Raw genomic sequence first — 12,208 nt, forward strand, 5'->3', positions numbered from 1 at the left:
TAAACCCAAACATCTTTATAGTGATAGAAAAAGGCTCCGAGAAACATGATTTCTCGGAGCGCTTTGTCTACAGTCTGAGAACCAGAACAATAAGTTCTGATTCTTTTTTTTTGCATATTATATATGTATATCTTCTATATATTCCTTATAGCAGTCTCCTCTACTCCCTATGCATCTGCCTTATGCCCCGGATAGTGAACATGAAGCAGTTCGTGCTCTCTGTTCTTTAAGAGATCATCGTAGAGATTCTTCACAATTGGGTTGTTCTCACTTCGTTTAATCTGAAGTGCCTTATCGTTTTTGTAAAGTCCCTCTGCACGCAGACGTTTTTCTGTGGAACGTGCAAACGGCTGACCTGCACCGGCAACACATCCTCCCGGACATGCCATCACTTCTACGAAGTCAAAATGCTCTTCACCGCTTTCGATCTTCTTGATCAGCTCCTCTGCATTACCAAGTCCGCTGACGATGCCGATACGGACGGTACGCTCTCCTAAATCCAATTCACAGATCTTGGTGCCTGCCATTCCTCGTGTTCCGATGAACTCAATGTCTTTTAATGCTTTCGGACTCTTATCGGCTACGACACGTCTGACTGCTGCTTCGGTCACACCACCGGTTGCTCCAAAGATCACACCGGCTCCGGAATAGATTGAGAATGGCATATCATATGCTTCCGGCTCTAAACGGTCAAAGCGGATACCGATCTCTTTAAACATTCCAATTACTTCTTCGGAAGTCAGAACATAATCCACATCCGGTCTGCTGTTGCGTACAAACTCTTCTCTGGATGCCTCATATTTCTTTGCCGTACATGGCATAATCGCAACGGATACGGTCTCTTTTCCTTCTTCTTTGTCTAATTTCTTATAATATTCTTTGATGACCGCTCCAAACATCTCCATCGGGGATTTTGAAGTAGATACATATTTCATCAGGTGCGGATATTTTGTCTCTACAAAACGGATCCAGCCCGGACAACAGGAAGTAAAGAGTGGGTATTTCCGTCCTTCTTCGGAAAGTGTCTCTACTAACTCCGCAGACTCTTCCATAATGGTAAGGTCTGCTCCCACGGAGGTATCAAAGATTGCATCTACACCTAATTTTCTTAAGGATGCAATTAATTTTCCAATTGTATTCTCACCCGGTTCATAACCGAATGCCTCACCGATCGCAACACGGACTGCCGGTGCAATCTGCATTACCACACGTTTTTTCGGATCATGGATTGCTTCCCATACGTCATGGGTATCGTTTTTGATCGTAATCGCTCCGGTCGGACAGACTGCTGCACACTGTCCACAGTTGACACAGTTTGTATCCGCAAGATCACGTCCGAATGCTGTGGAAATGATCATTTTAGAGCCACGGTTTGCAAAATCGATCGCTCCGACATGCTGAATCTCGTTGCAGACACGGACACAGTCACCACAGAGGATACATTTATTCGGGTCTTTTACGATCGCTTTTGAAGAACGGTCTATCGGACGGATCGGATTGGTGTTCTCAAAACGCACTCCCGGAATTCCGAAACGTTTGGCTAATTCCTGCAGTTTACATTTTCCATTCTTCTCACAGGTTGTACAGTCTCTGCAATGTGCTGCTAATAACAGCTCTAAGATACGTTTTCTGTGATAATAAAGCTGTGGTGTATTCGTATAGATCTCCATCTCATGCTTTGGCGGTGTAGAACAGGATGCCACAATGCCACCCCACTTGTCTTCTACGACACACATACGGCATGCACCATAGATGGATAAATCTGAGTAATAACAAAATGTCGGTAAAATAATTCCGGCTTTGCGGATTACCGCAAGTATATTTTTTTCATCGGTGAACGACACGCGTTCTCCGTCTATGATCATATATTTTTCCATGCCAGTCCCTCCTATACTTCTTTTACTGCATGGAAAGGACAACCTTCCTTGCAGGCTCCACACTTGATACACTTCGTGGTATCAATCTTAAACGGTTTCTTGATCTCGCCGGAAATTGCTCCAACCGGACAGACTCTTGAACATTTTGAGCATCCTTTACAAAGTTCCGGATCGATCTGAAGGGTTACTAAGGCTTTACACTGTCCTGCCGGACACTTCTTATCTACCACATGGGCAATATATTCATCACGGAAGTATTTCATCGTGCTGACAACCGGAGATGCTGCTGTCTTTCCAAGTCCACAGAGTGCTGTTGCGGAAATGGTCTCGGACAGTTCCTCTAATAATGTAATATGCTGCATCGTTCCGCGTCCTTCGCAGATATCGGTTAACAGCTCTAACATACGCTTGGTTCCCTCGCGGCACGGAATACATTTTCCACAGGATTCGTTCTGTGTAAAGTTCATGAAGAATCTTGCCACTTCTACCATACAGCTCTTGTCGTTCATAACAACAAGTCCACCACTTCCGATCATGGCTCCTACTTTTTTCAGGGAGTCAAAATCCAACTGTAAATTCAGGTGGTCTTCACTCGGATTGATACAGAGACATCCACCGGATGGTCCTCCGATCTGGACTGCCTTAAACTCTCCACCTTTGACACCGCCTCCGATATCAAAAATAACTTTGCGAAGCGGTGTTCCCATCGGAACCTCGATCAGTCCTGTATTCATAACGTTTCCTGTTAAGGCAAACGCTTTTGTTCCATGGTTCTTATCCGGTCCGATCGTCTTATACCAGTCTGCCCCTTTATTGATGATCGGCGGAACGTTACAGTAGGTCTCTACGTTATTTAAAACGGTTGGTTTTTCAAACAATCCTTTTTCTACGGTACGAGGCGGTTTTACACGCGGCATACCACGATTTCCCTCGATGGAAGCGGTCAGTGCGGAACCCTCACCACAAACGAATGCTCCGGCACCCTGACTGATCTTTAAGTCAAAGTCAAAACCTGAATTTAAGATATTTTTTCCTAACAGACCTTTTTCTTCTGCCTTCTGAATTGCTGTCTGAAGACGTTCTACGGCAAGCGGATACTCTGCACGCACATAGATATATCCGTAATGTGCTCCGGTTGCAATACCTGCAATCAGCATTCCTTCAATCACACGATGCGGATCTCCCTCCATCATGCTTCGATCCATGAATGCTCCCGGATCTCCCTCATCACCATTACATACCACATATTTAATTTCGGAATCCTGTGCTAATACCTGTGCCCATTTTCTTCCGGTCGGGAAACCGCCGCCTCCACGTCCTCGTAAGGATGCTTCGGAAATCTCATCGACAATCTGCTGTGGTGTCATATCAAACAGTGCTTTTGCTACGGCACTGTAACCGCCGACTGCTATGTATTCTTTGATGGACTCTGCATTAATACGTCCACAATCCTCTAATGCCACACGGGTCTGCTGCTTATAGAATGGGATTTCCTCCTGTTTCTCATAAGCCTTGCCCTCCTGGTCATGATATACCAGACGCTCGATCACGCGGTCATTGATGATACTCTCTTCGATAATTTCTTCACAATCTTCTACCTTTACTTTGATATAAAGAAGTCCTGCCGGTTCAATTCTAAGCAATGGTCCCATTTCACAAAATCCATGGCATCCACTCTTTTTCAGTCCCACACTCTCTTCATGCGGTTCTTTTTCCAATACCAGAGAACATTTGATGCCGCGTTCTTTTAAAATTTCCTGCAATCTTGCATAGATGTTTAAAGAACCTCCGGCAACACATCCGGTTCCTGCACAGATTAAGATCTGCTTTTTCTGTGTCTTTAAAGAAGCTGCGTACTCCGCTCTTTTTGCTTCTAATTCCTGTCTTGTCTTAATTTTCATTTGCAGCTTCCTCCTTTAATTCTTCTATTAAAGCTCTTGCCTTTTCAGGGGTCATTGCCGGATGTACTTTGTCATTGACTGTACAGACCGGTGCTAATCCACAGGCTCCCAGACAGGAAACCGTCTCAACCGTAAACATCATATCCTCTGTGGTCGGATGCTCCTGTGATACACCCAAAACAGAACGGATTTCATTTAAGATTGCGGTAGAATTCCGCACATGACAGGCGGTACCGTCACAGATCTTGATCACATATTTTCCCTTTGGCTCTAAGGAAAAATTCTCATAAAAGGTTGCTACACCATACACTTTTGCTTCACTCAATCCCAATTCACCTGCGATGTAAGTGAGTACCTTCTGTGGAAGGTAATGATAGATTTTCTGGATATCCTGCATGATCGCAATGACGGATGTCTTGTTGTAATCATGAGCCTTCAGGATGTCATCCAATTGTTTTTTCTCTTCTTTTTTCAATATATATCCTCCTTATTTCTTGCCCGCGCAGCGTGGCATATAGATGCCCTGTGGGTGCTCCTTATTTCTTGCCCGCGCAGCGTGGCATATAGACATGTTAACTCATTTTAATTTATTATATCATCGTTAAAATATTAACGCAATGAAAATGAACAATTTTTCTCAATAATCTTTACGTTTTCTATGCATTTTTTCTAAAATGCACAAATCCAAGTACAATTTGTTGTGCATTTTTTATTTGTATTTCTCTGTTTTTTCGTCTTTTTCGTCATTTTCTTTATTTGGAGATTTTTTATTTCTCTGATTGTTTATATTTTTTTAATAAATTCTCATTAAGTCCATGTTTTCAATGTTTTTGCCGTATCTGTTAGCACTCATTTTTATCGAGTGCTAATTTTCTATTGACATTGTCATTTTCTAATACTAAAATATGTACTAGCATCAAAACATTTGAAAGCAAAACACAAGAAGGAGTGTATGACTATGAGTAACAGACATGGAAGCCTTTCCATTAACAGTGACAATATTTTTCCTATTATAAAGAAATGGTTATATTCTGACCACGACATTTTTTACCGTGAATTGATCTCGAACGGTTGTGATGCCATTACCAAATTGAAAAAACTGGATATGATGGGTGAATACAGCCTCCCGGATGACTACGAAGCAAAAATCCGCGTAGTTTTGAACCCGGAAGAAAAAACTTTGAAATTTATCGATAACGGTCTTGGTATGACTGCTGACGAGGTTGAGGAATACATCAATCAGATTGCTTTTTCCGGTGCCACTGACTTTTTAGAAAAATACAAGGACAAGGCAAACGAAGACCAGATCATCGGACATTTCGGTCTCGGCTTCTACTCTGCTTTTATGGTAGCAGACGAAGTGCATATTGATACCCTTTCCTATAAGGATGGCGCTACGGCTGTTCACTGGGAATGTGACGGCGGTACAGAGTTTGATATGAATGATGGAACAAAAGAAGGCGTCGGTACAGAGATCACTCTTTTCTTAAACGAGGACTGCCTTGAGTTTGCCAACGAGTATCGTGCAAGAGAAGTCATTGAAAAATACTGCTCTTTCATGCCTACCCCGATTTTCTTAGAAAAGGAAAATGCAGAAACCGAATACGAAACTATTCCGGCAGATGAAGTAACCGAAAAGGACACTGTCGTGGAAAACATCGTGGAAGAAGCAAAATATGAAGAAAAAGAAAACGAAGACGGTACAAAGGAACAGGTAGAAGTCTCCCCTCGAATGGAAAAAGCAAAGATCGTAAAACGTCCGGTTGCTTTGAATGACACGAACCCGCTTTGGGCAAAACATCCAAATGAATGCACCGATGAAGAATATATTGCTTTTTACCGCAAGGTATTCCAGGATTACAAGGAGCCTTTATTCTGGATCCATCTGAATATGGATTACCCGTTTAATTTAAAGGGTATTCTCTACTTCCCAAAGATCAACATGGAATACGAATCCATTGAAGGTGTGATCAAACTTTACAACAATCAGGTATTTATTGCCGACAACATCAAAGAGGTGATCCCGGAATTCCTGATGCTCTTAAAAGGTGTCATCGACTGCCCTGACCTGCCTTTAAATGTTTCCAGAAGTGCTTTACAGAACGATGGTTTTGTCAAGAAAATTTCTGATTATATTACAAAAAAGGTTGCAGATAAACTTGCCGGTCTTTGCAAAACAGACAAAGAGTCCTATGAAAAATACTGGGATGACATCAGCCCATTCATTAAGTTCGGTTGCTTAAAGGATGAAAAATTCTGCGACAAGATGAATGATTATATCCTGTTCAAGAACTTAGATGACAAGTACCTGACCTTACCTGAAATCCTGAAAAAGGACGAAGCTGATACTGATACCGGGGAAAATCAGGATACCGATACTGCTGCTGATACCGAAAAAGATACCCGCAAGGTTGTCTACTATGTTACCGACAAGGTTCAGCAGAGCCAGTACATCCGTATGTTCAAAGAACAGGGTATGGACGCTGTCATTTTAGACCACAACATTGATACTTCTTTCATTTCACAGTTAGAAGCCCGCAACGAACAGTATCGTTTCGCCCGCATTGATGCAGACGTAACGGATTCCTTAAAAGAAGATGTTTCGGAAGAAGAATTAAAAAAAACCACAGATACTCTGACTGAGGTATTCAAAAATGCTCTTGGAAAAGACAACTTAGATGTCAAAGTAGAAAAATTAAAGGATGAAAATATTTCCTCTATGATCACTCTTTCCGAGGACACACGCCGTATGCAGGATATGATGAAAATGTACAGCATGCACGGTATGGGCATGGATCCTTCTATGTTTGGCGGTTCCGAGACTCTGGTACTGAATGCAAACAATGCTTTGGTTCAATATATCTTTGAACACAAGGATTCCGAGCATGTACCGACCTTCTGTAAACAGCTCTATGACCTTGCTATGATCGCAAACCAGCCGCTTCCTGCTGATGAAATGGCTGCATTTATTGCAAGAAGCAATGAAATTATGATGCTGCTTGCGAAGTAATCATTAACGGGATAAATAAAATTTTAATGCGTAACAGGTATTGAATCTGTTACGCATTTTTATGTGATCAAAAAACGAATACATCTTATCTTAAATTTTCATTATAGCGTTATTCTTCTAAGACAACCTCTCTTAACAGAGCTATCACCTGCTCATAAGATATATCGTTAGCATATGAAAATTTCTTTTGATACTTTTTCCACATATTTTTCAAATCTTCATCCGCCGAAATATGATCTATAATTTTATTCCTATCAGCTATTTTTTCCAATGAGCCCCTGTGAATTGCTGTTGCGTTTAATGCCTCCCTGAATATTCTCTTATCATATTTTTGTGTATTTCCTAAAATATATACATCATAAAAGTCTCTCGGTCTGGTGGTAAATATGCCCCGGCTCAAAATAGTTTCTACTTTTTCTGCCATAACGGTTTCAATGTTATATCCCCATAAAGTGATTTTAACGTCCTCATCAAAAATGCCTTCAAATTCATATTTTATGGCACAGGGTGTAATCACATCTCCGGTGGACACATCTATCGATAATGGTGTAATAATTGTATCGTAAACTGCATCTATCCTTGCACAATACCCACCATATATATCCCCCTTACGGATCATAGACACCGATTTGATTTCAAATGAAACATCATCTTCTAAATCTATTTCACATATAGAAGTAAGTGCTGTCAATATCTGTTCTTCTTTCAATGGTAAATTTTTTAAAGTAGTATCTAAATCCATGGTTGATCTGGTATCCAATCCTACAATGGCCGCTATTAACATCCCGCCTTTCACGACAAACTTTTCACTATATTCTGATACGGACAATCTTTCTAAAAAACGTTCAAACATATAATTCTGTAACACTACCTGTGCTGCTATTTTGTTGCTTTTAGCGTAATTCTTAATCTTCTCTTTGAGGCTCATTGCTTTTGCACTCATAGCAAAACCTCCATATATCTCTTTAAGTTTTTCTCAACGCCAAGCTTTGAAGCATATGTGGCTAACCGATCAAGATCTTTTTCTGATGAAGCAGCATAATTCTTTATGCCACTGATAACCGTTTCTTCGTCAAGTCTATTTCGTGAACGTAATAAATCACAAATCGTACGCTCCGCATTATAACATCGCACTTCATTTCCCAACGTGGTTTTCCGGGTAATAACACCTAACTGATGCAACTCCGGTTTTATATAGTAACACACACATTCCTTCTGCAGAGGATTCGAAAGTTTCGTATTACTCGGAATTGTTACAGAATGCATAAATGGTGTTCTCTCTGATAACCCATTTAAAAATAATGCCGTATCATGCGAACATATCATTTTATCTGACCGCAGCATCAGTGTATACATGTCATCGCAAACAGAATCAGGCAGAATATAAACCCCTCTGCAACCACGTTCTAATAACCCTTCTTTTACATACCAGGAAAGAAGAGAACGTGTAAATCCCAACTCAACCGCCTGAGCCGTAGTTATCATATTATTATTACTTTTTATTACTTTTAATATCGTCTCGTTAATTTTCATTGAATCCCCCCTGTTTTACATTTATATCGATATTGTAATTTATTTCGTAATAATTGTCAAATATTTATTATATAAAATACCACAAAATACTGTCTACGACAAAAGCCCATCGGAAGTCACAAACCTCCGGTGGGCTTTTTCATAATGTCTCATAACATGAAACATCCAATATTCCATCCATAGAACTCTCTCTTGCGAGTCCCTTTACCTGATATTCGTTCTCTTTTGTATATCTCATAATGTATCCGATTGGTAACAACATGCATACAAGGTGCTGCCAAAATGAAAGGATATCAACATACAGACAGCAAATACTAATACCGAACTGTGACTATTATAGCTCCTGTTTTTGCGATTTTTTGATTCATACGCTCACTCCTCTGCTGTTTCTTCTCGTGAAATTACTTTTTATTCTGCTTTTTTCTATTGCAACAATCCATTTCATTTGCTCTGTGCTTTCTTTAAGATACCATACCTGTTTTGTAACATATAGTTCCGTTTTTATGCATAATGTGTCAATATTTTAAAACAACCCCTCCGTCCCCGGAGAGGTTGTCTGTTACTTTTCTTCCATATGTCGATCTATGACTTCAAAAAAGGAATCGGTCTTAACATCCTTTGGCAGATTTACCTGAAGTTTATCCCACATTTTTGTATTCAAAACCGTAGAGCTGTTTTCAACATATTTGTCATATACGGTATGGAATGCTTTTTCCTTGCGTTCCTCTAAAATGACTTTTTTATTCTTGTCTGTCAGCTCTTTGTTGTATTTGTTGATGCACTTGATGAAATAATATCCCTCTTTTGTTTTGATCTTTCCTGAGATTTCTTCGTTTTCTAACTCAAATGCTTCTTTCACAACTTCCTTTGGCATATCCTCCCTGCCAAATTTAATATCTGTTCTGGTTTCCTCATTGCAGCTTGCTGCCACCGAAGCAAAATCTTCGCCTCTTTTCAGGCGTTTTTTTACCTCATCCGCTTTTCCGGAATCCTTGACAAAAATCTGCATCCCTTCTATAATGCGCGCTTCATCATCACTGACTTCCTCATCCACACTTCCGATCAACGACTGATATACCTTCGATGCTAACAAATACTCGCTATACATTTTCGTGATCAGCGACTGACTGGCACCCATATATTTTCGCTCTTCTTTGGAAAGGGATTCATAGTACTCTTTTGCCGCAGCCTCTGCAATCTGCTCTTCTTCCTTTGTCAGCTCGATCTTCTGCTCTTTTGCAATACCATTCATACATTTGATCTTAGAAAGCTGTGATATTGTCAACTCTTTCACATACTGCTCTAAATCTTCCTGTACGGATTTCTGCTTTCTCAGGCTGACCCCATAGGCATTACCGTAGATATTCATATAATTGGTCAGATAGACCTTTGCCTCTTTTTTCTTGCAAACCTCTTTGTCGATCTTAAACACCTGATGATAGCCGACAGGCTTTAAGAACACCACTTTTGTATTTCCGATCTGACAGCCGCTCAGCAGCAACGCCACAAGCAGCAGACATGCCATACTCCTGATTCTTCTGTGTGATCTCATCTCCTACTCCATTGTCTTTAAGATACTTCTCGCTACAGACAATCCGTTTGCAGATGCCTGCTGAAGTCCTCTTGTCACAGATGCTCCGTCTCCGATCGCACGAAGTCCCGGAATACTGGTTTCAAAATCCTTATTGACTACAACTTTGTTAGAATAGAATTTTACCTCTACACCATAGAGAAGTGTTTCATCACTTGCAATACCCGGTGTTACTTTATCGAGTGCCTCGATCATTTCCTCAATATCCACCATGATACGATGTGGGAATACCAAAGACAGATCTCCCGGAACCGCATCCTTCAAAGTCGGGATCAGGTTGTTACGGCACAGACGCTCCTCGGTTGTTCTTCTTCCACGTTTAAAATCTCCAAAAGTCTGTACTAAGATTTTTCCGGCACAGAGCATATTGGAAAGCTGTGCAATCTGTTTTCCATATTCGATCGGTGTCTTGAACGGTTTTGTAAAGTTCTTAGATACCAACAGTGCAAAGTTCGTATTGTTTGTCTTTAAATCTTTTGACTTATAAGCGTGTCCATTGACTACGGCAAGACCGTCATCATAGTACTCGGTTGCCACCTCTCCGGAAGGATTGGTACAGAAGGTACGCACCTTATCATCAAAGGTCGGTGTATGATAAACAAGTTTTGCCTCATAGAGATTGCGGTTCAGTACGTCCATAACTTCATCACGCACTTCCACACGCACACCAACATCTACCGTTCCTACCTCTGTCTCAACTTCGTGCTCTTTACAGATATGTGCAAACCAGTCTGCTCCTTCACGTCCGACTGCTGAGACGATCTCTTTTGCACGGAATTCTTCGCCTTTTTCGGTCAGGACTCCAACGGCTCTTCCGCCTTCAATGATGAGGTCTTTGACCATAGTATCAAAACGGATTTCCACGCCTGCTTCTAAAAGATGTTCCTGAAGTCTGGAGTAAATCTTATATCCCTCTTCAGTTCCTAAATGACGGATCGGACATTCGATCAGCTTTAAGTTGGCATTGATCGCTTTTCTTCTGATCTCACGGATCTCTTTTTCTTTGTCCACGCCGTAAATACTCGTATCTGCACCGAATTTCAGATAGATTTCATCGGATTCATGGATCAGTTCTTTGGCTGCCTCATAGCCTAAAATCTCCGGAAGATTTCCACCGACATCCGGGGATAAGGAGAGTTTTCCATCAGAAAATGCTCCTGCTCCTGCAAATCCGGTCGTAATGGAACATGGCTGACATCCTACGCAGACCTTTGTCTTACGTTTCGGACACTGGCGGTTCTCGATCCTTCTTCCTTTTTCAATCATCAGTACCTTTAAATCTTTTTTATGCTCTAATAACTCATATGCACAAAAGATTCCGGAAGGTCCTGCTCCTATAATAATAATATCATAATTTAACATTTAAAAACTTCCTTTCTTTTATCCTTCTACAATTAAGTATCTTCCACTCGGAAGTGCAAATACTTCTTCTAATTCCTCTAAGTTATCCAAAGACAGTCCGGAAATATCCACACCTTCCTCATCAAAGTAATCTTTCACATCTTTTAAATCTTTACAGATCACTGCCATGCAGTCTGATAAAAATTCCTCTGCCTCCTCCGGTGTCGTTGCTACCTCTTCCTGAAATAACTGAAGCTGTTTCTCTAAGAAAACCTGCAGACACTCTTCATCATATTCATTCATACCAGATATTCCTCCTAAATAACTCTCTCCCAATACGTTTTTTTCACACCCATAGTATCGTATCAAAAACGCGTCGGGATTTCAATGGATTTTCGCTTTATTTCCTGATAAATTCTGCCGATAGGAAGTCCTACAACATTGTTGTAGTCCCCCTCGATCTTCTGAATGAATTTTGCTCCGAGCCCTTGAATGGCATAGGCACCCGCTTTATCCATCGGTTCGCCACCGGCAATATAATCTCTGATCTCTTCTTCTGAAACCGGATACATCGTCACTTTTGTTCTTTCAAAAAAATTCTCCATGCTTTGATCCCGGTTATCTATCAATGCCACTCCGGTGTAAACCTCATGTTCTTTTCCCGAAAGCATGGTAAGCATTCTTAAAGCATCCGCTTCATCCTTTGGTTTTCCTAATATTTTTCCTTCATATGCAACCACGGTATCCGCTCCTAATACCAAAGCATCTGCTCCTGCTGTCTTTGCAACCTCTTCTGCTTTCTGTTTTGCCAATTCCATCACCTCTTCGCCCGGAAGCTCTTTTGTGATCACCTCTTCGCCGGTTGCCGGCAGGATATCGAATTTTACTCCGATCTGTTCTAACAATTCTTTTCTTCGCGGCGATGCCGATGCTAAAATGAATCTCATATCTTCCT

10 protein-coding genes are annotated in these 12,208 nt (G+C 41.0%); 1 reads left to right on the plus strand and 9 read right to left on the minus strand.

All coding sequences use genetic code 11. The annotated features are described in order from the left end of the window. Positions 1-167 precede the first annotated feature (167 nt). From WMO43_RS03715 to WMO43_RS03725, 3 genes are read right to left on the minus strand one after another with little or no spacing between them, the layout of a single operon-like run. Positions 168-1,877 (minus strand): [FeFe] hydrogenase, group A, encoded by a 1,710-nt coding sequence (locus WMO43_RS03715; RefSeq protein WP_353530059.1) that lies wholly within the window; start codon positions 1,875-1,877, stop codon positions 168-170. Between the two features lie 11 nt (positions 1,878-1,888). After that, on the minus strand, positions 1,889-3,778 hold the full coding sequence (locus WMO43_RS03720; protein WP_353530062.1) for an NADH-ubiquinone oxidoreductase-F iron-sulfur binding region domain-containing protein: 1,890 nt from the start codon (positions 3,776-3,778) through the stop codon (positions 1,889-1,891). Beyond that, positions 3,768-4,256, minus strand: coding sequence for an NADH-quinone oxidoreductase subunit NuoE family protein (locus WMO43_RS03725; RefSeq protein ID WP_353530271.1), 489 nt, complete (start codon positions 4,254-4,256; stop codon positions 3,768-3,770). The genes WMO43_RS03720 and WMO43_RS03725 overlap by 11 nt, the downstream gene beginning before the upstream one ends. A gap of 480 nt (positions 4,257-4,736) precedes the next feature. Between WMO43_RS03725 and htpG the strand changes: the two genes are divergently transcribed. Continuing rightward, entirely contained in the window at positions 4,737-6,788 is a 2,052-nt protein-coding gene (htpG, locus tag WMO43_RS03730; RefSeq protein WP_353530064.1) for a molecular chaperone HtpG, read from the plus strand. A gap of 109 nt (positions 6,789-6,897) precedes the next feature. Here htpG and WMO43_RS03735 read toward each other — a convergent pair whose 3' ends face one another. The 6 genes from WMO43_RS03735 to WMO43_RS03760 all read right to left on the minus strand — a co-directional run bounded on the left by WMO43_RS03735 (position 6,898) and on the right by WMO43_RS03760 (position 12,200). Then, positions 6,898-7,731 carry a nucleotidyl transferase AbiEii/AbiGii toxin family protein gene (locus WMO43_RS03735; protein ID WP_353530066.1) on the minus strand — a complete coding sequence of 278 codons (834 nt, stop codon included), beginning with the start codon at positions 7,729-7,731 and terminating at the stop codon, positions 6,898-6,900. After that, positions 7,728-8,321 carry a type IV toxin-antitoxin system AbiEi family antitoxin domain-containing protein gene (locus WMO43_RS03740; protein WP_353530068.1) on the minus strand — a complete coding sequence of 198 codons (594 nt, stop codon included), beginning with the start codon at positions 8,319-8,321 and terminating at the stop codon, positions 7,728-7,730. The genes WMO43_RS03735 and WMO43_RS03740 overlap by 4 nt, the downstream gene beginning before the upstream one ends. 559 nt (positions 8,322-8,880) lie before the next feature. Next, entirely contained in the window at positions 8,881-9,846 is a 966-nt protein-coding gene (locus WMO43_RS03745) for a peptidylprolyl isomerase (protein WP_353530071.1), read from the minus strand. 30 nt (positions 9,847-9,876) lie between these two features. Further along, on the minus strand, positions 9,877-11,274 hold the full coding sequence (locus WMO43_RS03750; protein ID WP_353530073.1) for an NAD(P)/FAD-dependent oxidoreductase: 1,398 nt from the start codon (positions 11,272-11,274) through the stop codon (positions 9,877-9,879). Between the two features lie 18 nt (positions 11,275-11,292). After that, on the minus strand, positions 11,293-11,556 hold the full coding sequence (locus WMO43_RS03755) for a glyoxalase (RefSeq protein ID WP_353530075.1): 264 nt from the start codon (positions 11,554-11,556) through the stop codon (positions 11,293-11,295). 62 nt (positions 11,557-11,618) lie between these two features. Beyond that, positions 11,619-12,200, minus strand: coding sequence for a Maf family protein (locus WMO43_RS03760; protein WP_353530077.1), 582 nt, complete (start codon positions 12,198-12,200; stop codon positions 11,619-11,621). Positions 12,201-12,208 lie beyond the last annotated feature (8 nt).

The organism is Maccoyibacter intestinihominis, assembly GCF_040096355.1.
GTDB classification, from domain to species: domain Bacteria; phylum Bacillota; class Clostridia; order Lachnospirales; family Lachnospiraceae; genus Maccoyibacter; species Maccoyibacter intestinihominis.